18 protein-coding genes and 1 other RNA gene are annotated in these 25682 nt (G+C 39.7%); 13 read left to right on the top strand and 6 right to left on the bottom strand.

The window, feature by feature from the left end; genetic code table 11:
• Positions 1–138 precede the first annotated feature (138 nt).
• The 7 genes from pyrH (at position 139) to AC0L7T_RS24400 (ending at position 14019) form a co-directional block, all read left to right on the top strand.
• The gene (gene pyrH / locus AC0L7T_RS24370; protein ID WP_473339053.1) at positions 139–849 is read left to right on the top strand and encodes a UMP kinase; all 711 of its coding nucleotides are present in this window, start codon (positions 139–141) and stop codon (positions 847–849) included.
• Positions 850–857: 8 nt separating this feature from the next.
• Positions 858–1418, top strand: a complete 561-nt coding sequence (gene frr / locus AC0L7T_RS24375) for a ribosome recycling factor (protein WP_473339055.1) — start codon at positions 858–860, stop codon at positions 1416–1418.
• Positions 1419–2566: 1148 nt separating this feature from the next.
• On the top strand, positions 2567–5743 hold the full coding sequence (locus tag AC0L7T_RS24380; RefSeq protein ID WP_473339057.1) for a SusC/RagA family TonB-linked outer membrane protein: 3177 nt from the start codon (positions 2567–2569) through the stop codon (positions 5741–5743).
• A gap of 20 nt (positions 5744–5763) precedes the next feature.
• Positions 5764–7623: a RagB/SusD family nutrient uptake outer membrane protein gene (locus AC0L7T_RS24385; protein WP_473343400.1), complete on the top strand. Its 1860-nt coding sequence runs from the start codon at positions 5764–5766 to the stop codon at positions 7621–7623.
• A gap of 303 nt (positions 7624–7926) precedes the next feature.
• A complete protein-coding gene (locus AC0L7T_RS24390; protein ID WP_473339059.1) occupies positions 7927–11250 on the top strand; it encodes a VCBS repeat-containing protein in 3324 nt (1107 codons plus the stop codon).
• An 11-nt stretch (positions 11251–11261) separates the two neighbouring features.
• Positions 11262–12623 (top strand): vanadium-dependent haloperoxidase, encoded by a 1362-nt coding sequence (locus AC0L7T_RS24395; RefSeq protein ID WP_473339061.1) that lies wholly within the window; start codon positions 11262–11264, stop codon positions 12621–12623.
• Positions 12624–12768: 145 nt separating this feature from the next.
• A complete protein-coding gene (locus tag AC0L7T_RS24400; RefSeq protein WP_473339063.1) occupies positions 12769–14019 on the top strand; it encodes a vanadium-dependent haloperoxidase in 1251 nt (416 codons plus the stop codon).
• Between the two features lie 72 nt (positions 14020–14091).
• Here the strand turns inward: AC0L7T_RS24400 and nadD are convergent, their stop codons facing one another.
• Genes nadD through AC0L7T_RS24420 form a run of 4 tightly spaced genes read right to left on the bottom strand, consistent with a single transcriptional unit; the run spans position 14092 to position 16128 of the window.
• A complete protein-coding gene (gene nadD / locus AC0L7T_RS24405) occupies positions 14092–14658 on the bottom strand; it encodes a nicotinate (nicotinamide) nucleotide adenylyltransferase (protein ID WP_473339064.1) in 567 nt (188 codons plus the stop codon).
• 5 nt (positions 14659–14663) lie between these two features.
• Complete coding sequence (gmk, locus tag AC0L7T_RS24410) at positions 14664–15236, bottom strand: guanylate kinase (protein WP_473339065.1); 573 nt, start codon at positions 15234–15236, stop codon at positions 14664–14666.
• A gap of 5 nt (positions 15237–15241) precedes the next feature.
• Positions 15242–15514, bottom strand: coding sequence for an anti-sigma factor (locus tag AC0L7T_RS24415; RefSeq protein WP_473339066.1), 273 nt, complete (start codon positions 15512–15514; stop codon positions 15242–15244).
• A gap of 23 nt (positions 15515–15537) precedes the next feature.
• A complete protein-coding gene (locus AC0L7T_RS24420; RefSeq protein WP_020888676.1) occupies positions 15538–16128 on the bottom strand; it encodes a sigma-70 family RNA polymerase sigma factor in 591 nt (196 codons plus the stop codon).
• Between the two features lie 72 nt (positions 16129–16200).
• Here AC0L7T_RS24420 and AC0L7T_RS24425 point away from each other — a divergent pair, with 72 nt between their 5' ends.
• The 4 genes from AC0L7T_RS24425 (at position 16201) to murA (ending at position 21734) form a co-directional block, all read left to right on the top strand.
• Complete coding sequence (locus AC0L7T_RS24425) at positions 16201–17100, top strand: lysophospholipid acyltransferase family protein (RefSeq protein WP_473339068.1); 900 nt, start codon at positions 16201–16203, stop codon at positions 17098–17100.
• 295 nt (positions 17101–17395) lie between these two features.
• Entirely contained in the window at positions 17396–19642 is a 2247-nt protein-coding gene (locus AC0L7T_RS24430) for an ATP-dependent helicase (protein ID WP_473339070.1), read from the top strand.
• A gap of 107 nt (positions 19643–19749) precedes the next feature.
• The gene (locus AC0L7T_RS24435) at positions 19750–20427 is read left to right on the top strand and encodes a DUF4290 domain-containing protein (RefSeq protein ID WP_473339072.1); all 678 of its coding nucleotides are present in this window, start codon (positions 19750–19752) and stop codon (positions 20425–20427) included.
• Entirely contained in the window at positions 20427–21734 is a 1308-nt protein-coding gene (murA, locus tag AC0L7T_RS24440; protein ID WP_473339073.1) for a UDP-N-acetylglucosamine 1-carboxyvinyltransferase, read from the top strand. The genes AC0L7T_RS24435 and murA overlap by 1 nt, the downstream gene beginning before the upstream one ends.
• A gap of 217 nt (positions 21735–21951) precedes the next feature.
• On the opposite strand, the gene AC0L7T_RS24445 is transcribed toward murA, so the two are convergent.
• Entirely contained in the window at positions 21952–22521 is a 570-nt protein-coding gene (locus AC0L7T_RS24445; protein ID WP_473339075.1) for a DUF3109 family protein, read from the bottom strand.
• A 369-nt stretch (positions 22522–22890) separates the two neighbouring features.
• Between AC0L7T_RS24445 and rnpB the strand changes: the two genes are divergently transcribed.
• Positions 22891–23292: RNase P RNA component class A (rnpB, locus tag AC0L7T_RS24450), an RNA gene on the top strand.
• Between the two features lie 29 nt (positions 23293–23321).
• On the top strand, positions 23322–24479 hold the full coding sequence (locus AC0L7T_RS24455) for a sigma-54-dependent transcriptional regulator (RefSeq protein ID WP_473339076.1): 1158 nt from the start codon (positions 23322–23324) through the stop codon (positions 24477–24479).
• Between the two features lie 183 nt (positions 24480–24662).
• Here the strand turns inward: AC0L7T_RS24455 and AC0L7T_RS24460 are convergent, their stop codons facing one another.
• Positions 24663–25658, bottom strand: coding sequence for a LuxE/PaaK family acyltransferase (locus AC0L7T_RS24460; RefSeq protein WP_473339077.1), 996 nt, complete (start codon positions 25656–25658; stop codon positions 24663–24665).
• Positions 25659–25682 lie beyond the last annotated feature (24 nt).

Genomic DNA, 25682 nt, shown 5'->3' on the forward strand with positions numbered 1-25682 from the left:
GGTATTACACCATTTTTACCCTTAAGATTTAGTATTCTAAAAACAAGGATTTATATTTGTCGGGCTTATTGAGATCAAAAAATTTTTAATAGTCCTAATCAAGGCCTTTCACTAGTAAAACTGAAAATAATTCGGAAGATGAAATACAAACGAATACTCCTTAAGCTTAGCGGAGAAGCCCTGATGGGAGACAACAGCTATGGCATTGACTCCAAAAGACTCCAAGAATATGCCTCTCAAATTAAAAATGTCCATGACATGGGCGTCGAAATTGCCATCGTAATAGGTGGGGGAAATATATTTAGAGGTGTACAGGCTGGCAAGGTAGGCATAGACCGGGTTCAAGGTGACTACATGGGCATGTTGGCTACATTGATCAACGCCATGGCTCTTCAGAGTTCGCTAGAGCAAAACGGTATTTTTACGCGTCTAATGTCTGGGATTAAAGTAGAGAGTGTCTGCGAGCCATTTATTAGAAGAAGGGCAATCCGTCACTTGGAAAAAGGAAGAGTTGTAATTTTTGGGGCCGGTATTGGTAACCCTTACTTTACAACTGATTCCACAGCTAGCCTAAGGGCGATTGAGATTGAAGCAGAGGTTGTACTAAAAGGTACCCGAGTCGACGGTGTATATACAGCGGATCCGGAAAAAGACCCCACTGCCACGAGATATACCAACATTACTTTTCAAGAGGTTTACGAAAAAAACCTAAATGTAATGGACATGACAGCATTTACCTTATGTCAAGAAAACAACCTGCCAATAATTGTTTTTGATATGAACAAAACGGATAATTTATTGGACCTGATCAATGGCAAAGAGGTAGGAACTTTGATTACATCTAAATAACTTAACTCATGGAAGAGATCCAGCTATACTTAGACGAGGCAAAATCACTTATGGATAAATCGATTCAGCATACTGTTGCCGAATTGGTAAAAATCAGGGCAGGAAAAGCAATGCCTAATTTTCTTGACGGGATAATGGTATCCTATTACGGAAACCCTACCCCCCTTCAGCAAGTAGCCTCAGTAACAACACCAGATGCAAGAACCCTGGCTATCAAACCATGGGAGCCAAAGTTAATCCCAGAAATAGAAAAAGCCATCATCAATTCTGATCTTGGATTAAATCCTCAAAACAACGGAGAAATGGTGTTATTGACCATTCCACCACTTACTGAGGAAAGAAGGAAATCGCTGGTGAAACAGGTGAAAAATGAATGCGAAAATGGTAAAATAAGTATAAGAACCATTAGAAAAGACACTAACGCTGAGCTAAAAAAACTTCTCAAAGAAGGTGCCGCAGAGGATGAAATAAAAAGAGCAGAGGACATTGTTCAAAAAATGACGGACAGCCACTCTCTAAAAATTGACGAGCTCTTCATTAAAAAAGAAATAGAGATAATGAAAGTTTAACGCGTTCAAATTCGAATATTTAACAAAGCCCTGCATTTAAAATGTCAGGGCTTTTTTTTGCAATATTGATTCTCAAAATGCCCACAATCCGATTTATTTTGGTATGTGAATAGGAAAAGGGAAGGTTTGAAGGGGTTAAATCAAGTATTAGTACAAGCATTGCCTATTTCAGCCAATCCTTATTTTTTAATAACCCTCAACGCTTAATGAAAAGTGTGATTAAGTAATGAGTGCTAGATTAAGTGAAAGTCGACAGGGAAAATACTGGACCATCTAGTATTTTGAAACAACAAGGAAAAGTTTCTATTGGCGCATAATGGAAATTCTGATAGCATAAAAAAAATAAAGAACAGACAGCCATAAGCTGACCATTCTTTTCTGTTTTAAACCTTATGGCACAAATATAATCAAATAGCAGGAGATAAAAAACCAAACCAATCAGCCTCCAGCAATACAGCAAATAGCCCTCAAATACGAAAAAAAATGATAGCCCCTCTACTACATCCAAGAGCCGAGCCAGTCCATAGCAAATATGGCGTTGTAAATATTATTGCAAAATGAGCCCATCTCATGGCCAATCATTCTTTGAAGAGGTTGATTTCGCAAAGCCACATTTAATCACTGCCAATTGGTATCCTATACTCCTACTCAAATTGAATGTGGAAAATTTGAGATTTCTTTGATTTCAAATCAAAATAATGTATCCATTTGACAATATCACAGGTGGCATTGTAATTCCCACCATCTAAATTGTACTGAGTCAAATTAAACCCAAGACATTGGAAATCGGAAATAGTATTATTGTTTCAGCAGACTACATCTGTGGAACAAAATGTCCGAAAAAAGCCCTGATATACCTTCCAAATACATAATATACCATTTCCAATAAACAATTCTTACTTTTATTACATTTTAGCGTAAAACACCCATTTACGTTTTTAATATTTTTAACTCGATATTTTAATGATTCAATATTCTTTAAAGTGTTTTTTTAACTCTTTTACAGAATAGACAAACAATATTAACATTTCGAAATCTCCTTAATTTCCACCTTCAGGTTACCCTATTGTTTATATAAAAAATTACCATCAACTTTAAAGTGTCATTTTAACATTACCTAAATCAATTTTAACTTAACTAAATAAAGAATGCAAAACTATTTACCCAAAATAAAATTGTTTTTGCTAGGCCTGGCCTTGCTTTTGGCAAGCAGCCTAACATTACATGCACAGTCCAGAGAAGTGACGGGAACAGTCATTTCGGGAGAGGACGACCTACCCTTACCAGGTGTCTCGGTATTGGTAAAAGGCACTGTAAGAGGTGCTGTATCTGATATAGATGGAAAATACAAAATCACCTTACAACCATCTGATCAAACCATCGTTTTTTCTTTCGTAGGTTTCGAAAGTCAAGAGATAACGATCAACAATCAAAGCACCATTGACATCACATTAAACCCTGACATGCAATCACTTAGCGAAGTGATCGTAGTTGGGTATGGGGAACAGAAAAAGGAAACCATTACTGGTTCAGTAGCCACTGTAAAGGGTGCTGATCTTGTAAAATCTCCTGCCATGAACCTTTCTAACTCAATCGCTGGTAGAATGTCTGGTGTAATCGCTGTGAATAGAAGCGGTGAGCCAGGCTATGATGGTGCTGGAATTAGAATTCGTGGATCCAATACCCTCGGAAACAACGATGCCTTAATTGTAATTGATGGAATTCCCGCCAGAGCTGGTGGAATTGACCGATTAAACCCTAATGACATTGAAACCATCTCTGTTTTAAAGGATGCCTCTGCTGCCATTTATGGAGCAAGGGCTGCGAATGGTGTAATTTTGGTAACGACCAAGAGAGGTAAAGAAGGCAAGCCCGAACTTACCTATCAGTTTAACCAGGGTTTTGCCCAACCTACCACAATACCAAAATTGTCTGATGCAGCCCAGTATGGTGAAATGCTCAACGATTTGAATGTCTATGAGCTTCCTTCTTCCGAATGGAGATCCGCTACTGATGCCTACCGATCTACTGGTACTTACCTAACTCAGGGAGGGCAGGAAAGAACTGCGCCATTTAGCCCTGAGGCATTGGCATTGCACCGCTCAGGCACTGACCCTTGGAATTACCCCAATACTGATTGGTATGGTGAAACCTTAAAAACCTGGTCTCCGCAGACAAGGCATAATTTGCAGTTAAATGGCGGATCCGAAAGTTTAAGGTACATGGCTTCTTTGGGTTACCAAAATCAGGATGCCTATTACAAAAATTCAGCAACTGGGTTTAAGCAATATGACATGCGAATCAACCTGGATGCGAAAATCAATGAATACATAGATCTTCAATTGGGTGTGTTGGCAAGACAAGAATACCGTTTTTTCCCTACCAGAGGAGCAGGCGCTATTTTCAGGATGCAAATGAGAGGAAAACCACATGAGCCAGCTTATTGGCCTGATGGCAGACCTGGTCCAGATATTGAAAATGGAGAAAATCCAGTCGTGATCACAACGAATGCTACTGGATACGACAGAGATACAAGAAATTACTTCCAAACCAATGGTGCGTTGAACATCAAAATACCAGGAGTTGAAGGATTAAAATTTCAAGGAACAGCAGCAATTGATAACCTTAGCAGATTCCAAAAAAGATGGGAAACGCCATGGATCCTATACCAAAAAGGCAATGGTTTTGAGGCAGATGGTGTAACACCTATCCTTGTCCCAAGTCAAAGGGGACCAGCTGAACCAAGGTTAAGACAAACCAATATCAACCAATTGAACATTTTATTAGGTGGTATTCTTACCTATGAAAAGAAAATTGGTGATCACAGTTTTAATGCTTTGGCAGGTGTCAATAAAGAAACAGTGGAAGGCGATGATTTCTTTGCCTACAGAAGGTATTTTATCTCTCCAGCCATCGACCAGATGTTTGCAGGTGGAGATTCTGAAAAAGACAACGGTGGTGGCGCTTTTACCAGAGGTCGTCTCAATTATTTCGGTAGGGTTGCTTACAACTACCAGGAAAAGTATCTTTTAGAATTCCTTTGGAGATTTGATGGCTCTTATATTTTCCCTGAAGCTTCAAGATTTGGATTCTTCCCAGGTGTAATGGCCGGTTGGGTGGTTTCAGAAGAAGAATTCTGGAAAAACAATATCTCAGCCATGGACTTCTTCAAAATCAGAGGATCCTGGGGACAAATGGGGAATGACCAGATCTATTACGATGGATCTTTACAGGAATACCAATTCCTGGCCACTTATGGTTTCAGAAGTCAGATATTAGAAAATACAGAAGCCAAAACTTTGTATGAAACAAGGGTTCCCAACAATGCAATTACCTGGGAGGTGGCAAACAATTCTAATATCGGTATAGAAGGCCAAATGTATCAAGGCAAAGTTTTCTTCGAATTCGATTACTTCTATAACAAGCGTACCAATATCCTTTGGAGAAAAAATGCATCCGTTCCTCAATCTAGTGGATTGGCTTCTTTGCTACCTGCTGAGAATATTGGAGAGGTTGAAAACAAAGGATTTGATATCAACATTGGTTACAGAGGGCAAAAGGGAGACCTTTCTTATAGCGCCAGTGCAAATGGTGGTTATGCCAAGAACAAGATTCTTTTCTGGGATGAGCCTCCTGGAGCACCCGCATGGCAACTGTCTACCGGAAAGCCCATGAATACTCCTGATCCAGTATACTTATACGACGGTGTGTTCCCTAACCAAGCTGCTATAGATGCAGAAAACCTGGATTACTCAGACATTACCAATAATCTACGTCCTGGTGACATGAAATTTAAAGATTATGATGGTGATGGTGCTATCACCCCTCTGGATCGGGTAAGATTGGATAAAAACAATATCCCAAGATTTCAAGGTGGTGTTAACCTTAACGCCTCTTTTAGAAACTTTGACTTAGCTATATTGTTTCAAGGCGCTGCTGGCGCAATTGCAAGGGTAAGTCTTGGAGAATCAGGAAACATAGGTAACTATCTTCTGGAATTCTACGAAAACAGGTGGACTGTCGACAATGAAAGCTCGGTATATCCTAGGATTGCCAACAGAAGTGACCAGTATTATTCCAATGGAAATGATTTTTGGTACAGAAGTTCAGATTACATTCGATTGAAAAACTTTGAAGTAGGCTATACTGTTCCACAACAATTTGGAGACAGGTTCGGCATTAGCAACTTAAGGTTCTATGCCAACGGACTGAATCTCTTCACATGGGATAAATTAAAAGTCTATGATCCTGAATCTGACAACGCTACAGGACAATATTACCCACAAGCTAGGGTAATCAACGCTGGTCTGTCCGTAACATTCTAAATCCTAAAACATTGAATATGATGAAAAATATAAAATATCTAGGGTTGGCATTAACGATCTCTTTTCTCAATTTTTCTTGCGATGAAGAGTTTCTAAATGCACCACCCCAAGGAGAAGTGTCTGAATCTGCCGTATGGACAGATGCAGGGCTTGCAGAAGCTTTTGTAACGGACCTTTACAGAGGTTTGGGTCAGGGAGGATTTAGTGAACAGGCTTTGGCCTCCTTAACAGATGAAGCCATTTTTACCCACCCGGGTAGAAATATCACTACCGTCACTGAAGCCAGGTCCAATCCTCAAGAACCAGGATGGATGGATTATACCAGAAACTGGCCTGACTTGTACAGTAATTTGAGAGCAACCAATATAGCGATCGATAACTTGTCCACTCCATTATTCTCCAATGATGGCGGAATAGCAGATCGATTATTGGGTGAGGCTTCGTTTATGCGGGCTTATTTTCACCATCAATTGTTAAGGAATTTCGGCGGTATTCCAATTGCCGACAAGACCTTTACTTTGGACGAGGAAACCTACGAGCTTCCGAGAAACACCTATGAAGAGGTGGTAGACTTTATCATTGCTGATTTGGACAGGGCGGCAACTTTACTGGCTGGAAAAGACCTCACCAGAGGTAGGGCCAATGAAATCGCTGCACTTGCTTTAAAATCAAGAGTACTGATCTATGCAGCATCAGACTTGCATGATATGCCTACAGCTTCTTCAAAATCATCCGTGATTTCAGGCTACCAAAACAAGGAACTCATTGGTTATTCCAGTGGCAGCCAAACAGAAAGATACCAGACAGCCGCGGCAGCAGCCAAAGCAGTTCTTGACAAAGCAAGTGGAAACATGCTGGATCTGTCTGCACCTTTATCACGCGAAGAAGCCATTCAGACCTATATGAACAACTCACTTTCGAGAAATGGTGGAGAGAATGAAATGATATTCGGAAGGTATTTCTTGGCCCAAAAGCCAGAAACCGGTGGACGTCATGGTCTTCACAATGGACCAAATGGGTACAATAACTGGGCAGGAAACACGCCTGTTCAACTTCTGATTGATGATTATCAAATGATGGATGGATCGGATTTTGATTGGGACGATGATGAGCATGCAAGTGCTCCCTATGAAGATCGTGAACCAAGATTCTATGCTACCTTCCTTTATGAAGGTGCTCCATGGAAGCCACGTTCCTCAGCCAATCAAGCAAGGGATCCTTTAGGTCAAATCCAAACAGGAACTTATGAAGTACTTAATGGCGAAGGCCAAAAGGTAACTCATTTCGGTCTTGACACCAGAAATAGTCCTATAGAAGATTGGAACGGAAGTTATACCGGCTATTATATCCGTAAATTTGTGGAACCAGATCCTAATTTCGTAGATCAGAATACCTGGCAGGAAATTCCCTGGCCAAATATTCGGTTTACCGAAGTTGTCTTTAATTATGCTGAAGCGAATATTGGCTTAGGCAATGATGAGGAAGCAAGAACATGGTTAAATAAAATCAGGTTTAGGGCCGGTCTGCCAGCTGTGACAGCGTCAGGTGAGGAATTAATGGAAGTCCTTATCAATGAAAAACGCAAAGAAATGGTCAATGAAGAACAGCGGTACTATGATGCCAGACGTTGGATGATTGCTCCAGATACTTTTGGAAGACAGGCCAATGGCATCAATATCGTGGGAACGCTAAAAGCAGGAAAGGACGTGACAATTTACAGTTACAATACTGAAAACTACGATTACTCCTATGAAGTGATCAACATTGATCCTGGTAAGGAAAACCGCCTATGGCTGGACAAAATGTATTTTATGCCAATTAACTTTGATGAAATGCAGCGAAATAGAGAACTACTTCAGAACCCAGGTTACGACGATTAACCTAATTTCTGTAGACAATATAAAAGAGCGATCAATTGATCGCTCTTTTTTTGATTCCATTAAACCAACAACTCACCCTAAATACTTTACCTACTTTCTATTTTGGAATGAAACCAATACAAATTATACATACGATTCAAATACTTCCTTTTCGTGATTAACACTGGCCTTAAAAGTCCAATCAACTAAAAAAACGGGTGTTTAAACCTAAGGTGTTAATTCTTTATCTATCAGATAAGCTCGGCCATTATAAGGAGAAACAATCAAATCTCATTATATTTGCCTCTCCATATAATCATCCATATGTCCAATATTCTACGCAAAAAAATACAGTTTTCCCTCCTTCTATTGATTTTGATTGGTTGTCAAAAGGAATCGATTGAAACGAATGAATTAAAGCAATTTACGCTTTTAACCCCACAGGAATCTGGGGTAATGTTTGAAAATACGCTTACTGAGGGATTGAACACTAACATACTCATGTATGAATATTTTTATAATGGCGGAGGAGTAGCTGTTGGAGACCTTAATGGAGATGGTTTAGAGGACCTGTATTTTTCAGGCAATATGGTTGAAAATCGGCTCTACCTCAACAAAGGGAACATGCAATTTGAGGACATCACGGCTCAGGCAGGTGTGGCCACCAGGGCTGCTCCCTGGAAAACAGGAACTGCAATGGCGGATGTAAATGGGGATGGTCTTCTGGACATTTATGTTTGCTACTCAGGAAGTTTACCTCCTGAAAAAAGAAAAAACCAACTCTTTATCAACCAGGGAAACACGGAGAATAACCTCCCAACTTTTAAAGAAATGGCTGGTCATTATGGCGTGGACAGTGAGTCCACCAGTACCCAAGCCAGTTTTTTTGACTATGACAATGATGGTGATCTGGATCTTTTTGTACTCAATCATAACCCAAAATCGCTGCCCATATTGGATGAAGCCAATACTAGCGAAATTTTGAAAAACACAGATCCCGCCGGACCTCAACTTTTCAGGAATGATGGTGAAACTTTTACAGAAGTGACAGAAGAAGCCGGGATTTTAAAGGTGGCTTTATCCTATGGCCTTGGAACCGGAATTGCAGACATCAATGGGGATGGCTGGCAAGACATATACATCAGCAATGACTACACGGTGCCTGACTATTTATACCTCAATAATGGTGATGGGACTTTTACCAATAACATTGACAATGCTTTGGGGCATATTTCTCACTTTTCAATGGGGAATGACATTGCAGACATAAACAATGATGGACTTGCGGACATTTTCACTTTGGACATGCTACCTGAAGACAATAAAAGACAAAAGCTTTTAATGGCTCCAGACAACTATGAGAAGTTTGAGTTCGGTCTAAAAATGGGTTTTCATCACCAATACATGCGCAACATGCTGCACCTCAACAATGGGAATGGAGATTTTAGTGAAATTGGACAAATGGCAGGCGTTTCAAATACAGACTGGAGCTGGTCTGCGTTATTTGCGGATTTTGACAATGATGGATTAAAAGATTTATTTGTCAGCAATGGCTATGCCCGGGATTACACCAATCAGGATTTCCTTAAATACATGGCTGATTATTTAAAAAACAATAAAAATGGACTTAGAAGGGAGAATATTCTGGAATTGGTTCACCAAATACCCTCTTCAAACCTGAGTAACTATATCTATAAAAACCTTAATGGCTGGCAGTTTGAGCAAAAGATGGAAACCTGGGGCTTGGATCAAAAAGTAAACACCAATGGTGCAGCTTATGCTGACCTGGACAACGATGGAGACCTGGACCTCATTACCAATAACATCAATCAACCTGCTTTTATTTATAGAAACAACGCTGATAGTCTTGCGAGTAAAAATTACTTAAAGGTAAACTTGCAGGGTGCCAATCAAAATAGCTTTGGGATAGGTGCAAGAATACGTATTTATTCAAGTGGGAACTTGCAGCAGCAGGCACAAATGCCTGTGAGAGGCTACCAATCTTCGGTGTCTCCTGTCCTGCATTTCGGATTAGGAAAGGCTACACAAATAGACTCTCTGGAAATCCTTTGGCCAGGTGGGGAATTGGAGCGCCAATATGATATTAAGGGAAACCAGACCCTCACCCTTGCTCAGCACAATGCGAATGACAAAATGTTTGATCAGAATAAGACATTGACTTTGTTAGCCGAAATCCCTTCACCAATTGAATACAAACCCATCTCAAAATCCACGAATGATTTTAAAAGGCAGCCGCTGATGGTAAATCCAATTTCATTTAGCGGCCCTGTAATGGTAAAAGCGGACATCAATGAGGATGGTTTGGAGGATATCTATATCGGAGGAGAAACCGGCGAATCCGGAAGTTTATGGATGCAACAGCCAAAAGGTGTTTTCAAGGAAAAGAAAATGTCTGCTTTTGAAAAAGACCGTGACCATCAGGATACCGATGCGGTATGGCAAGATTTTAATGGCGATGGAAGCATTGACTTGTATGTGGCAAGCGGTGGTTACGGTGAATTCCTTCCTACAGACGAGCGGCTACAAGACAGATTGTACTTTAACGATGGAAAGGGGAATTTTACCCGAGAAGAAAATTTTCTTCCGGCCATGCTTACCAGTACCGGAGCAGTGGCAGTTAATGACATCAACAAAGATGGCTTTCCTGATCTATTTGTTGGAAGCAGGGTGATTCCAGGCCGTTACCCTGAAATCCCGAAAAGTTATCTCCTTATAAATAATGGTGAAGGGCTTTTCCAGGATAAGACGGAGCAATGGTGCAAGGACCTTAGTAGTCTTGGCCTGATTACCGATGCGGAATGGGTAGATTTGAATGGAAATGGCAATGCAGCATTGATTGTAATCGGAGAATGGCTACCCCTCACCGTATTTGAAAATGATGGGCAAAACCTCCACAATGCAAGTTCAGCTTATTTCGAACAGGAATATGGTGGCTGGTGGAATACCCTTCACATCTCTGATGTGAATGCAGACGGCAGGCCAGATATTATTGTTGGCAACCAAGGCTTGAACAACCAGGTGAAAGTTAGTTCCGACGAACCTGCGGAGATGCATTACAAAGATTTCGACAACAATGGAGCCGTAGACCCCATTTTGAGTTTTTACCTACAGGGGACATCCTACCCTTTCCTTACCAGAGACGAGCTTCTGGATCAAATCTCTAGTATGCGCACCCGGTTTACAGATTACGAAATGTATGCTGAAGCTGGATTAGAAAATATTTTTAGTAAAGAGGAATTGAAAAATGCCGGATATTTTAAGGCAACCTTATTAGAAACAAGCCTTTTTATAAACAAAAAAGAAGGATTCCAAAAAACTAAACTACCTTCGGAAGCGCAAATAGCGCCTGTATTTGCCATCGAGAGTCTGGATATAAACAATGACGAATTTGTGGACTTGATTCTAACAGGGAACATTTCCAATGCCCGCCTTCGTTTTGGTAAATATGATGCCAATCATGGACTGGTATTATTAGGCGATGGCAAAGGTGGTTTTGATTACCTGCCACAACGAATGTCAGGTTTGGATATTAAAGGGGATGTCCGCAGTATTTTGGCGATCGATGATTTACTTCTGTTTGGCATCAGCCAAAAAACACTAAAAGTTTACCAACCGATACAGAATTGAAAAAGAATCCAATGAATATCTTGAATAGACCTTTATTAAAGTCATGTGAGATCGGTGCTTTTGTATTTGTCCTTACCACAATATTATGGGTGAGTTCCTGTCAGGCACCACAAAAAAAACAGGAAATCCCCGCAAAAAGCATAGGGTGGGTCACTGAAAAAATGACAGAGCTAATGGTTCACGACATCACCAATCCACCCTTAGCGGCAAGATTCTATGGATATGCTTGTCTTACTGGTTATGAAACCATTGCCAGTAAAAATCAGGATTACCCATCATTTGCTGGATTTTTAAATGAATTTCCCCCAGTATCAATCCCTGAAAATGATAGCCCATCCATTGAAATAAGTGCCCTATTTGCCATGCTTCAAACAGCAGCAGCCATGCAACCTTCCGGATCTGAATTGGAGTCATTGAGACAATCCTTCTCTGATTCCTGTAAAGCATGGGGCTATTCAGAAGATGAAATTTCCGCTGCAGAGCAATATGCGAAAAAAATAAGTGAACAAATCTTAGACTATGCGCAGAAGGACAAATACCGGGACATAAGCAATTACCCCAGGTACCAACCTTCGGAAGGAGAAGGGAATTGGTATCCTACTCCCCCAGGATACTTTGCACCAGTTGAACCCTATTTCAATACGGTCAGGCCATTTACTTTAAAATCTGCTGACCATTTCAAACCTTTACCTCCGGTGACCTTTTCTTCAGACCCTAACTCGGAATTTTACACTTTGATGCAGGAAGTTTACACTCTGGAAATGAACAAAGAACAGCGTGAAATTGCTGGCTTTTGGGATTGTAATCCATTTGCTTTGGAGGAAACGGGGCACCTGATGGTTGGAATCAAACAGATTTCCCCTGGGGGGCACTGGATGGGCATCACCGCTATTGCCTGTCAGCAATCCAATTTGGATTTTAATGAAACTTTAAAAATCAACTCATTGGTGGCCATGGGCTTAATGGATGGATTTATAAGCTGTTGGGACGAAAAATACAGAAGCGACAGAATTAGACCTGAAACAGCCATCCGTAAATACATAGACTCCAATTATCAACCCATGCTTCAAACACCACCCTTTCCTGAATATCTTAGCGGACACTCAACCATCTCAACCACTTCAGCAGTCATTCTCACTCATTTTTTTGGTGACAATTACAAGTATACCGATACCGTAGAAGAACAATATGGTTTGGGCAGTAGAAGTTACACCTCTTTTATGCATGCATCGGAAGAGGCAAGCATTTCCAGATTATATGGTGGCATACATTATATGGACGCCATCACCAGGGGCCAGGACCAAGGCAAAGAAGTTGGAAATTGGGTCATTAACGCCTATGAAAAACACATAGGAAATTCGGATAATTTATAAATAAGTAATAAAATCACTTTTATATTCATACAATTATGGCACCATTAAATACAAAACCTTTTTTAAAAACCTGCCTCCTAGGGCTTGGTTTTGGTCTCTTTTTTTATTGAGTTCATGTAGTAAAAATGATACTTATAAAAAGCTTTTGGCTGAAAAATATTACCTGATAGCGGCCAATGAAAAACTGACAGAAACCATGGTTCACGACATATTTTCTCCGCCTGTTGCGAGTAGAATTTATGCTTACCCTTCTATAGCTGCTTATGAGATAGCAGTACTTGCCTCTCCTGATGAATTTCATTCCCTGATGGGACAATTGAATGAATCCAGTGCTCTTTCCATAAATTCATCTGATTATGGCAAGGCCAATTTTCAAATGGCAAGTCTTGCAGCTTATTATAAAGTGGCCATACAGTTAATATTTACTGAACAATTTCTGATAGATGATAGAGAAGCTTTATTTGAGGAAATTAAAAATGCAGGAATGCCTGAAGAAGAATTCCAAGCATCCCTGGCCTTGGGGGAAGCAGTAGCGGATGAAATTTTAGCTTATGCTTCAGAAGACAATTACCATCAAAGCCGGTCCTTCGGTAAATATACTGTCAAAAATGACTTAGGCTCCTGGAAGCCTACTCCTCCAGCTTATATTGAAAGCATAGAGCCCCACTGGAATAAGATAAGACCCTTTTTCCTCGACTCAGCCAGTCAGTTTGCCCCTGTACCTCCTCCTCCATTTGATACCCTACCAGAAAGCACTTTTTACCAGGATGCCAAAGCTGTTATGGATGCAGGGAATAATATGCAGGCAGACCAGGAAGAAATCGCTTTCTTTTGGGATTGCAACCCTTATAAAATGAATGTTAAAGGGCATGTGATGTTTGCTGAAAAGAAAATTACTCCTGGGGGCCACTGGATGGGCATTGCCGGCATTGCGGCAAAAAACAAAGGGCTGGATTGGAAAGCTACCGCCGAAACCTTAGCCACTACCTCTATCTACCTATTTGACGGCTTCATTTCCTGCTGGGATGAAAAATACCGCAGTGCATTGATAAGGCCAGAAACCTATATCAACATCTACATGGATGAAAACTGGTTGCCCATATTACAAACGCCACCTTTTCCTGAGTATACGAGTGGCCACAGCGTAGTATCTACTGCAGCTGCTGAGGCTTTGACAAAATTACTCGGTGAACCCTTTCATTTCGTCGATTCTACAGAAGTTAAATATGGATTGGGTGTCAGGGAATTTGATTCTTTCCGTATCGCTTCAACTGAAGCCGCCATTAGCCGCTTTTTTGGAGGTATCCATTACCTTCCGGCAATTGATAACGGCGTTGAACAAGGAAAGGAAATAGCCAAATTGATCAATCAAAAAATAAAGACTCGAAAAGAATAATTACAATTGAAAAAGACCATAGTTCCCCTCTTTCATTATGAAATTGGAGCACTATGGTCTTGATTTATTTTGCTAGATAAAGAATTTTTTATCACGTATATAGTCCAATACATCAGGAGGTAACAAATATTTAACCGAGCCACCCTTGCTTATTGTTTTACGGATAAAAGTTGCAGAGATATCCAGTAAAGGTGCCTCCACAAAATGGATGTTTTTATGCTTTAAGTCTTTGTTTTTTCCTGGTCTGGGATAGACGTAAATTTCGTATTGATTCAATAAAGCCTCACTGTTTTTCCACTTGTGAAAATGATTCAGGTTATCCCCACCTAGTATAAGCGAAAAATCATGTGAAGGGTATTGTTCTGAAAGATAGGTGAGCGTGTCGATAGTATAGCTCGGCCTGGGCATGTGAAATTCCACATCCTTAACCTTGAATTTGTAATGATCAGCTGTGGCAAGTTCAACCATTTTCAGCCTATCAAACTCATGTAACAACGATTTGCTTGATTTTAACGGATTTTGAGGAGAGACGATAAACCAGACCTCATCCAGATCTGTTTGATCCTGCATCGTATCAGCAATAATCAAATGACCAATGTGGATTGGGTTAAACGACCCAAAGTACAACCCTACTTTCAAAACAGCTATTTATTTATAAAATCCTCTACCAATTTTTCAGCTTCTTTGAAAGAGCGATCCAGGTCTTCATTGACAAGGACAACATCGAATTGTTTTTCAAAACCCATTTCAAATTTGGCTTTATAAATCCTCCTGGAAAGACTTTCTTCAGACTCTGTGCCTCTGTCACGCAACCTTTGAGCCAAATCCTCCATGGAAGGGACTTTCACAAAAATAGAGAGCGCTTTGTCTCCGAAATAATTTTTGAGATTGATTCCTCCTTTTACATCTACGTCAAAAATCACATGCCTTCCCTGAGCCCAAATCCTTTCAATTTCTTCTTTTAAGGTGCCATAAAAGTTGCCTGCATATACTTCTTCCCATTCGATAAAGGCATCCTGATTGATCTTTTCACGAAATTCTTCAGGTGACAAAAAATAATAATCTTTGCCATTCTCCTCTTCTCTGCCTCTCTTGTCTCTGGTACACGCAGAAATGGAGAAACCAAGAAGTGGTTCATGTTTTAAAAGATGTTTGACTATAGTCGTTTTACCAGATCCGGAAGGGGCTGAAAAAATTATCACTTTTCCCTGAGACATAAACCTTATTTTAATTCCTGAATTTTTTGCCTGATAGAGGCTGCCAATTCAGAGGGTACCATATGCTTGGTACATTTATTTTGCAAAATCTCTTTTATGACTTTTTCCAAGTGGTAATGCTCAAAACATGGCTGACATTTTGCTAACTTTTCGTTAAGCATCTCCTTTGAATCAACCGTTCCCTCCCCATCCAAAATGCTTTCTAAAAGTTCAAAGCATTTGTTCTCATCGCTACAGTTTTGCTTTCTTTCGCTGGATGTGTTTAGATTCTTGTCCATTTTAAGTGTTTTCGATGCTATTTTTATTCTTCCTCAGTATCATAACCCATATTTTCAGCATAGGAACGAAGTTTATCCTTCAAAAGGTTCCTTGCTCGATGAAGTCTTGACCTAACAGTTCCAATAGGGATGTCTAAAATCTTTGCCATCTCTTCATAGGTAAACCCTTCCAAATCACAGAGAATAATCACTGTTCTAAAATCAACAGCAAGACTATTAAGTGCATTTGAGATCTCATCTCCCAACATATCCTTGACCGCATCTACTCTCAGATCGGAGGTCATACTATAGTCAACATTATCAGAGTTATAATAAGTTTCCACTTCCTGATAATCTACCTTGGCGGGTTGCTTACTTTTCTTCCGATATTCATTGATAAAACTATTTTTCAATATCCTGAATAACCAGGCTTTGGCATTCGTTCCTTTCTCAAAAGAATTAATAAACCTGTATGCCTTAAGGTAGGTATCCTGTACCAAATCCTTGGCATCATCCTCATCAAAAGTCAATCTGTACGCAAAATTGTACATAGAGTCTATATGAGGCATGAATTCATGATCAAAAATGTTATTTTTATCTTTATCAGAATATTTTTTTCTTTGTACTTCGGACATAGACCATAAAATTACTAATTGGGTTTATTTATAACTAATTTTCCTCAAGAAAGTCGCTATAATTTCATTCTTTTGACCCAAGATAAATTCTTATTAAATCTCGAAGAAAGTAATATGCTCTTATTTCGGCTGTTTTCCAAACTACCACTGGAAGTATTGTTTATTTTTTCGGACCTTTTTTATCTATTGGCCTACTATGTCTTGGGCTATAGAAAAAAAATAGTCCTTAATAATATCAAGTATGCTTTCCCAGAGAAAAATGATGATGAGGTTCGGGCCATTGCTCGAAAATTCTACCGGAATTTCACTGATTCAATGGCAGAAACCATAAAGCTATTGACGATGAGTGAAATGGAATTACATCGCAGATTCATTACTAAAAATTCAAATTTGGTTTTTGATAATGTGGATAAAGGAGAAATAGTAATTGGAATGTGTGGCCATTTCTTTAACTGGGAAGGTCATTTGGTTGCTGCTTCATCACAAGTTTCTAGTAAATGCGAAACCATCTACACAAAATTAAGTCAGCCGTTTTTTGAAAAGCTAATGAAGTCCATCCGTTGCAGGTTTGGAGCCATACTTACGGAAAGAAAATCCTTTCAGCGAACCTTCTTAAGAAACAGAAACCAGCCACGACTCATCGTCTTAGCTGCAGACCAAAGACCAAACCTTTCAGACATCAGGTATTGGGCATCATTTATGAATCGGGAGACCGCTTTTTTTGAAGGAGGTGAAAAATTGGCCAAGAAATTCAATACCAAGGTTATCTATGCGCATACAAGCAAACCAAAGAGAGGCCATTATGTCTTTGAGTACCAAATAATCGCTCAGCCTCCTTATTCAGACGATTTAGCTCATTCCATTACTGACAAATTTATAACAATGTTAGAAAAAAACATTAGAGATTGCCCCTCTCTCTACCTTTGGTCTCACAACAGATGGAAGCTGAAAAAGCCTAACAATAAAGATTAACCTCCTTTCAGCAATTGCTTTAATTTTATTCCTGACAACTTTTATGCTTAATTCATCCAATCTAGCTTTGTTTTTGTGTCCTTTGAATTAGAATGTTATAATACTTTCACAGAATAACAATCTATCTCTTGATATAAGAGAAATAACTCGAGATAAAGACCAAAATTTATTAACTTATATTCACGGTTTTTAAAAATACAGACATTATAGATGTATCAGCGGATAAGCTGGAAAAGAATTGATAACTTTGAGCCTGCTAGAATTGCCTCCCTGAATACAGTAAATTGAATATTATATGGATTATTTAGCCACCCTCAACCCTCCTCAATTGGAAGCTGTAGAAAAAACAGATGGTCCAGTTATGATTATTGCAGGAGCAGGGTCAGGAAAAACCAGAGTACTTACCTTTAGGATTGCGCATTTAATTCGCCAAAAAAAGGTAGACGCATTTCAGATTCTCTCCCTTACTTTTACCAATAAGGCTGCCAGTGAAATGAAGCAGCGAATTGAAAAACTTATTGGGCTGGAAGCGAGAAATACATGGATGGGGACCTTTCACTCTGTATTTGCCAAAATTCTAAGAGTGGAAGCATCAAAATTAGGTTACCCTAGTAATTTCACCATTTATGACAGTGACGACAGCAAATCGCTTATCCGATCCATCGTAAGAGAAATGAAGCTGGACGATAAAGTCTATAAAGCCAATACGGTACTTTCAAGAATCTCTGGCGCTAAAAACAGACTGATCGGATGGGAAGCTTACCTTAAGGATCCCTACATCGCAGCTGACGATGAAGCCGCGATGAAACCAAAAATGGGAGAAATCTATAAAACCTATCAGAACAGGTTATTCAGGTCTTCTGCAATGGATTTTGACGACTTGCTTTTCAATACCAATGTTTTGTTCCGTGACCACCCTGATGTTTTGTACAAATACCAGCAACGATTCAAATATGTAATGGTGGATGAGTTTCAGGACACCAATCTTTCACAATACCTTATCACTAAAAAACTAGCAGCTGTTCACCAGAATATCTGCGTAGTGGGAGACGATGCCCAGAGTATTTATGCTTTTAGAGGGGCTGACATCCAAAATATCCTCAATTTTGAAAAGGACTACCCTGATCTTTTTGTGGTGAAATTGGAACAGAACTACCGTTCCACAAAAAACATCGTAGAAACAGCCAATTCCATCATTGCCAAGAATAAGTCTCAACTTCAAAAAAATGTTTGGACTCAAAATGACTCCGGAGACCTGATCGAATTGATGAAGGCTACTTCAGACAATGAAGAAGGCAGAATGGTTGCGGCGACAATTTTTGAAGAAAAGAACAACAAGCAATTAAGCAACAGTGACTTTGCTATATTGTACCGAACCAATTCCCAATCCAGATCCATGGAGGAAGCCCTAAGAAAATCAGGGATTGCCTATAGGATCATTGGTGGGCTTTCCTTTTACCAAAGGAAAGAGATCAAGGATCTCATGGCTTATTTCAGGTACACCGTCAATCAGGAAGATGAGGAAGCTTTCAAAAGGATCATCAATTACCCTAAAAGGGGGATCGGGAATACAAGTGTTGAGAAGCTTCTGGTCGGGGCCTATGAGCATGACATTTCGTTGTGGAAAGTGCTCACTAATAGCAAAAGCTTCTTGTCTGGAAGAGGTGCTAATGCTGTTTCCGATTTTTGCACCACAATCAACAGTTTTAAAATGGAGATAGAAAGAAAGGATGCTTTTGAAGCGGCTACCTCTATCGCCAAACAATCAGGATTGTTGCGGGATTTGTATGAAGACAAAACAATCGAGGGGCTCAATAGGTACGAAAACGTTCAGGAGTTGCTCAATGCCATAAAAGAGTATGTGGATAATGATGAGAATGAAGACAAGTCCTTAGGGGCATTTCTTCAGGAAATCGCCTTACTTACAGATGAAGACCAGAACAAAAACAACCAGGATACCGTTACCATGATGACCATTCACTCCTCCAAAGGGTTGGAGTTCAGGTATGTTTTTGTGGTAGGGATGGAGGAAGATCTTTTTCCCTCGCAGATGATGATGCAAAGTAGGGAAGACCTGGAAGAAGAAAGGCGTTTGTTTTATGTCGCTGCTACCAGGGCCATGGAGAAGTTGTACTTCAGCTATGCGCTCACCAGGTACCGTTATGGAAGATTGTTAAATTGTGAGCCCAGCAGGTTTTTGGAAGAAATTGACCCGACATTTATAAAGGTTAACAAAAAAATAAGCACAAAACTTTCTAGTTCATTCAGAGAGAGCGAGGGCAAACAGGGCTTTGTAGGTTTAAAGAAAAAACCTGCCATGAGAAGCACCACCACAAAATTACATGATCCGGGGCCTAACTTTAAACCTTCCAATACGAACGCCTTGAAAGAAGGCATGAAGGTGGAACATCCTAAGTTTGGTTTTGGAAAAGTACATGCCATTGAAACTGAAGGAACCAACAGAAAAGCACATATTCATTTCGAGCATTTTGGAGATAAAACATTATTACTTAGCTTTGCAAAGCTTCGCATAGTGGAATAGAGAATATCCATAGACACCAGAAGTGCCAGGAACTTACTAATGCATATTTTTTATTATATTGACATTAGTATTTTGAGAAGAGTTCAGGAAACTTAAATGCAGGTGTCATGGTAAATAATGAAAAGCCTAAAAACAAAGTTATTTTGAAAGAATACGGAAAAAACATCCAAAAATTAGTGGATTATGTAAAGACTGTTCCAGAGCAAGATAAAAGAACAGAGTATGCATATGCCCTAGTGGAATTGATGAAACAACTCAATCCATTATTAAAAACCGAAAGTGATCAAAAGCTTTGGGATGACATGTACATTATGTCTGATTTCTCATTAGAAGTCGATGCACCTTTCCCTATGCCTGAAAAGGAGCTTTTAGGTAAAAAGCCCCTGCCGATAGGCTATCCAAAGGGAGAAGTTCGATTCAAGCATTATGGCAGAAACATTGAAAAACTCATTGAAAAAGCCATAGAGATTGAAGATGATGAAGAGCAAGAAGTTGCCCTGATCTATATTGGGCAGCTAATGAGAAGCTTTCACTCTACATGGAACAGGGAAAACTTTGATGATGCCATTATATTAGATGACATCAAGACCCTCTCCAAGGGAAAACTCCACATCGACCTTGAAAAGGTCAGGGAAAATGGTCTTTTTGAGACCAGCATGCGTAGAGATTTCAAAAGCAATGTTCCTACTACCCCTGCAAGCAATAATAACAACGGTGGAAGAAGGAATTATACTGGAGGAAAAAGAAGAAATAGCAATTCTAATAGCAAAAAAAGAAGAAATTAATGGCATCATTCCGGGTAAACGGAGGGACAAAACTGAAAGGTGAAATCACTCCTCAAGGCGCAAAAAATGAAGCCTTACAAATCCTCTGTGCCGTATTACTCACACCTGAGGAAGTCATCATTAATAACCTCCCCAATATAAGGGATGTCAATAAATTAATAGAATTGCTCTCTGACATGGGGGTAATCGTGAAGAAACTTGGTCCGGAAAGTTATTCCTTTACAGCCAAAAACATCAAACTTTCTTACCTGGAAACAGAAGAGTATCTCGAAAAAGCCTCCAGCTTGAGGGGATCTGTAATGCTTTTGGGACCCTTGCTTTCAAGATTTGGGAAAGGCAGAATATCCAAACCAGGAGGAGATAAAATTGGTAGGAGAAGAATGGACACTCATTTTACGGGGTTCCAAAATCTTGGTGCTAAGTTTCATTATGACGCTAAAAAAGGGTTGTATAAAATTGATGCCAGCAAATTGCAAGGAGCCTACATGTTACTTGATGAAGCGTCTGTAACAGGTACTGCAAATATCATCATGGCTGCTGCAATGGCTGAAGGAAAGACTACCATCTACAATGCAGCTTGCGAACCCTATATACAGCAACTTTGCCTAATGATCAATAGCATGGGCGGCAAAATTTCTGGCATTGGTTCGAACCTTTTAGAAATTGAAGGTGTAAAAAGCCTCAAAGGCACTACGCATAGGCTTCTTCCTGACATGATAGAAATTGGCTCCTTTATTGGCTTAGCAGCCATGACCCAATCCGAAATCACCATCAAAAATGCTCAAGTAGACAAACTTGGGATTATTCCCGATACTTTTAGAAGGTTAGGCATTGCGCTTGAAATTAAAGGAGATGATATTTTCATACCTGCAAGAAAACATTTCGAGATTGAAACCTTTATTGACGGATCTATATTGACTGTCTCAGATGCAATCTGGCCAGGTTTTACACCTGATTTGCTAAGTATAGTATTGGTTGTGGCTACTCAAGCCAAGGGGACTGTATTGGTTCATCAGAAAATGTTCGAAAGTCGATTGTTTTTTGTAGATAAATTGATAGACATGGGTGCCCAAATCATCTTATGCGACCCTCACAGAGCCACGGTAATCGGCCTGGACAGGAAGTACCCGCTAAAGGGTATCCGGATGACTTCTCCCGATATACGGGCAGGAGTATCGCTCCTGATTGCTGCCATGTCTGCTGAAGGAGTATCGATTATAGACAATGTAGAACAAATTGACAGGGGCTACCAATATATAGACCAACGCCTAAATGCCCTTGGAGCAGATATCGTAAGGTTTAATTAAAATATTGAACTTACAATCATGACTGGTGCAATTGACACTGGTTCATGGTTGTAATTTCCAATTTTGCTGAACAATAACCCTTTCTAGTAAGTGATAAAATCACATTTTTAGAAAGGCAAAGCAATACCAAAGTATCATTCGCCAGCCAATAAGTTGGCAATACTTCAATGGTAGGTTTCTAAAAAATCTTGCTCTTATAATGAAAAACAGGAGGCATTTACTCCTCCACTCCTATTTCTTCCAGTAATTCTGCATACCATTCCTCACCAAATTTCCTCACCAGTGCATCTTTCAAAAACCGGTACAAGGGCACACCAAGAGTGTTCCCCAAGGTGCAGGCCGCGTCACAGATCTCCCATCTGTCATAATTCAAGGCCTCATACTCATCATACTTGGTAATCCTAATGGGGTACAGATGGCAGCTGATAGGCTTTTTAAAGGCTGTTTTGCCATTGTTGTAAGCATCCTCTATCCCACACTTCAAAATCCCTCTATCGTCTTTAGTAGCGAAGGCACAAGCCCCATTTTCTCCGATGGTGCTTGTGCCCTTCTCATTTTCCTGGTCGATTACCCAAGTCCCCTTATCAGCAATTGCTTCTCTACCTTCTTCTGTAAGAAAAGGGGCAATGGAAGGATAATCTTTATCCAGGATTTCTATTTCATCTTCTGTAAGCGGTGCACCGGCATCCCCTTCTACGCAGCAAGCACCTTTGCATTTTCCTAAGTCGCAAACAAAAAATTGCTCCTTTATATCATCGCTGATTACTGCATTTCCAACTAAAATCATATACTCATTTTTTACAAAGGTATCCTTTTCCTGAATAGGTTAAAAGTAAATACTAACCTATGGAACAATTAGGTGGAATATTTGATCAGAATAACCCTTTAACTACATTGGCCTAAAAGAAACCAAATCAAGATAAAAATCAGGACAGTACTAAAGCATCCGCCACCTAATTTGTAGGCACCATATCCGGCGATTAATCCTTTAAATAAATCTTTCATAGCTTTGGGTAGGTTATTGTTTATATTTTATCTAGAAATATAAACAATAAATCTGAAGAGGAAAATAGATTTTACGGATATCAAAAGCGCAAACCATTAATAAAAACCGATATCATTGTGAATAATGGCTTTATTTAATTTATTTTTGTGAAGTGCAGGCTGGTTTGTCGCTGTTCTTGGTGATTTCACTAAGGAAAGAGGAAAGTCCGGGCAACATAGAGCACCATACTTCCTAACGGGAAGGTGTTTTGGTAGAAATACCAGAATAACAGACAGTACAACAGAAAATAAACCGCCACAGCCGGTTCGTCCAGCTGGGGTAAGGGTGAAATGGTGGGGTAAGAGCCCACCGGGTATCGGGTGACCGGTATTGCAAGGCAAACCTTATGGGTTGAAAGACCAAATAGGCTCCGGTCACTGGGCTGCTCGTCCAAATCTATTAAGATAACCGGAGTGGGTAGGTCGTTGGACCTTTTCTGTGAAGAAAAGGCTAGATAAATGACAGACACTTTGAAAAAAGATACAGAACCCGGCTTATAGGCCTGCACTTTTAATTTTACTAAATAACGGATCGCTTTAGAAATGCCGAAAATTTTGATAATAGATGATGAAAAAGTCATCAGGTCTACGCTTAAAGAAATTCTTGAGTATGAAAAATATGAAATCTTTGAAGCCCAGGATGGTGAAAAAGGTCTCGAAATGATAAAAAATGAGGATTTTGACCTGGTTCTTTGCGATATCAAAATGCCAAAAATGGATGGAATGGAAGTTCTTTCCAAAGCCAGTGAGCTAAGCAAGCAACCTCAGTTCATTATGATTTCGGCTCATGGTTCCATTGAAACAGCTGTTGAAGCTACCAAAAAAGGTGCCTTTGATTTTATTCCTAAACCTCCTGACCTGAATCGCTTGTTGCTGACAGTGAGGAATGCCTTGGACAAAAAGGATCTTGTTCAGGAAACTAAAGTGCTAAAGAAAAAGCTTTCTAAAAAGCTAGACATGGTCGGTGAGTCCAAAGCCCTCTCTATAGTAAAAGAAACAATAGAAAAAGTAGCCCCAACAGATGCCAGGGTGCTCATAACAGGCCCTAATGGGACTGGGAAAGAATTGGTTTCGCATTGGATTCATCAAAAAAGCAATCGCGAAAAATCCCCCTTTATCGCTGTCAATTGTGCCGCCATACCAGCTGAGTTAATAGAAAGCGAATTGTTTGGTCATGAAAAAGGCTCTTTTACATCAGCAGTAAAACAAAGACAAGGGAAGTTTGAGCAGGCAAATGGCGGAACACTTTTTCTGGATGAGATAGGTGACATGAGTCTTTCAGCTCAGGCCAAAGTGCTTAGAGCATTGCAAGAACATAAAATCACACGTGTAGGAGGAGACAAAGACATTAAAGTAGATGTACGGGTATTGGCAGCCACCAATAAAAACCTTAAGAAAGAAATTGCAGATGGTAATTTCAGGGAAGATCTTTACCATAGAATAAGTGTCATACTTATCCAGGTGCCACCTCTAAAAGATAGAAGAGAAGACATACCATTGCTAGTAGACAAATTCTTAGGGGACATTGCCGGAGAATATGGCACTGCAAAAAAAGAAATAGAAAAAGCAGCCATTCAAAAGTTACAGGAATTTCCCTGGACAGGAAATATCCGAGAACTCAGAAATGTGATCGAAAGATTGGTTATACTCGGTGGTAAAAGCATCTCTACCGAAGACATTAAAAAGTATGCAGATTATTGAATAACTGCTTTGTGCTTACCCGTTTGCTTCTACGCTACCTGTTTTTGCATAGGCAGGACAGGGTTTGCTAGAAGCACATGAAGACAATACCAAAATCGCACAAGCCACCAAAATTGTCATTAAAGTTTTCATAAAATCAAATTATTTAAGTCAAATATGTGTAAATACTAAATAAATACAAAATTAATTGATCATTAAATTGCAACCTCTGGTTTCACTGTTATCCATTCTTCCCAAAACGGTAAAGCTTCCATCCTGATTTTGTAAGCCCAGATCTTCAGTTTCAATAAAGGAACAAGAGTGAAAATTGGCCAAATCTATAACATTTATAGCACCTGTGCTGCCAGAGGTATAGGCAAAAGGATCATAAATATCGCGTATAAGCACTTTCATAAACGGAGAGCACCAAAATTTACCATCCCCGGAGGAATATGCCTGTGACATAAGTTCAGTCATTCCATATTCTGAATGAATGTGCTCCACTCTAAATGCAGCCTGGAGCACCTCGTGAACTTCCTCCCTAATCATTTCCTTTCTCCTTCCTTTCATACCACCGGTCTCCATAACGATCACTTCTCCAAAATCGGTGTGTCCATTGGTGATTTCTGCCAAATCTAACAATGCAAAAGTCACACCAAGTAATAAAGTTTTTCTCCCATCATTTTTAAGGCTTTTCATTTTATCCAACAAAGCCGCATGTTCATACAAATAAAACCCTGATTGATCGGATTTACTCTTTTCAATAAAATGTGCAGCCATGTCTACAAGAGAGCTCCCTTCCCGTTCCAAATAAGAAGGCAGCAATGCCAACACATGAAAATCTTCCAAGGGGCCATAGACCGCTTCAAAATTGTTAACACAATGCTCCAAATAAAAGGCTTTGGACCAGACATAGTGCCTGCTGTTTTCCTGCCCTGTAGTGCCACTACTGGAATACCAGAAATCATATAATTTTTCAGGCCCGGAGATAACCTTAGACGTTTTGAACATTGCTATAGGGAGAAAAGGGATTTCCTGTACCTCCGTAATGTATTTTGGTTGTATCCCCCTTATTTCAAGATACCTCTGGTAAATCTTATTGTGGGAAGACTGATAGATAAATGAATCTAAAGCCATGGCATCAAAATCCTGGATTTTTCCTGATTTTATTTTTTCACAAAAACTTTTAAAAGAATTCATCGTTATTTTATGGTAAAACCCAAA

This window comes from Cyclobacterium sp. 10D3-21, from assembly GCF_055809755.1.

What these genes read in the sequence shown, in the direction of transcription:
- pyrH (WP_473339053.1), top strand. Translation starts at nt 139, where the DNA reads ATGAAATACAAACGAATACTCCTTAAGCTTAGCGGAGAAGCCCTGATG.
- frr (WP_473339055.1), top strand. Translation starts at nt 858, where the DNA reads ATGGAAGAGATCCAGCTATACTTAGACGAGGCAAAATCACTTATGGAT.
- AC0L7T_RS24380 (WP_473339057.1), top strand. Translation starts at nt 2,567, where the DNA reads ATGCAAAACTATTTACCCAAAATAAAATTGTTTTTGCTAGGCCTGGCC.
- AC0L7T_RS24385 (WP_473343400.1), top strand. Translation starts at nt 5,764, where the DNA reads ATGAAAAATATAAAATATCTAGGGTTGGCATTAACGATCTCTTTTCTC.
- AC0L7T_RS24390 (WP_473339059.1), top strand. Translation starts at nt 7,927, where the DNA reads ATGTCCAATATTCTACGCAAAAAAATACAGTTTTCCCTCCTTCTATTG.
- AC0L7T_RS24395 (WP_473339061.1), top strand. Translation starts at nt 11,262, where the DNA reads ATGAATATCTTGAATAGACCTTTATTAAAGTCATGTGAGATCGGTGCT.
- gmk (WP_473339065.1), bottom strand. Translation starts at nt 15,236, where the DNA reads ATGTCTCAGGGAAAAGTGATAATTTTTTCAGCCCCTTCCGGATCTGGT.
- AC0L7T_RS24415 (WP_473339066.1), bottom strand. Translation starts at nt 15,514, where the DNA reads ATGGACAAGAATCTAAACACATCCAGCGAAAGAAAGCAAAACTGTAGC.
- AC0L7T_RS24420 (WP_020888676.1), bottom strand. Translation starts at nt 16,128, where the DNA reads ATGTCCGAAGTACAAAGAAAAAAATATTCTGATAAAGATAAAAATAAC.
- AC0L7T_RS24430 (WP_473339070.1), top strand. Translation starts at nt 17,396, where the DNA reads ATGGATTATTTAGCCACCCTCAACCCTCCTCAATTGGAAGCTGTAGAA.
- AC0L7T_RS24435 (WP_473339072.1), top strand. Translation starts at nt 19,750, where the DNA reads ATGGTAAATAATGAAAAGCCTAAAAACAAAGTTATTTTGAAAGAATAC.
- murA (WP_473339073.1), top strand. Translation starts at nt 20,427, where the DNA reads ATGGCATCATTCCGGGTAAACGGAGGGACAAAACTGAAAGGTGAAATC.
- AC0L7T_RS24445 (WP_473339075.1), bottom strand. Translation starts at nt 22,521, where the DNA reads ATGATTTTAGTTGGAAATGCAGTAATCAGCGATGATATAAAGGAGCAA.
- AC0L7T_RS24455 (WP_473339076.1), top strand. Translation starts at nt 23,322, where the DNA reads ATGCCGAAAATTTTGATAATAGATGATGAAAAAGTCATCAGGTCTACG.
- AC0L7T_RS24460 (WP_473339077.1), bottom strand. Translation starts at nt 25,658, where the DNA reads ATGAATTCTTTTAAAAGTTTTTGTGAAAAAATAAAATCAGGAAAAATC.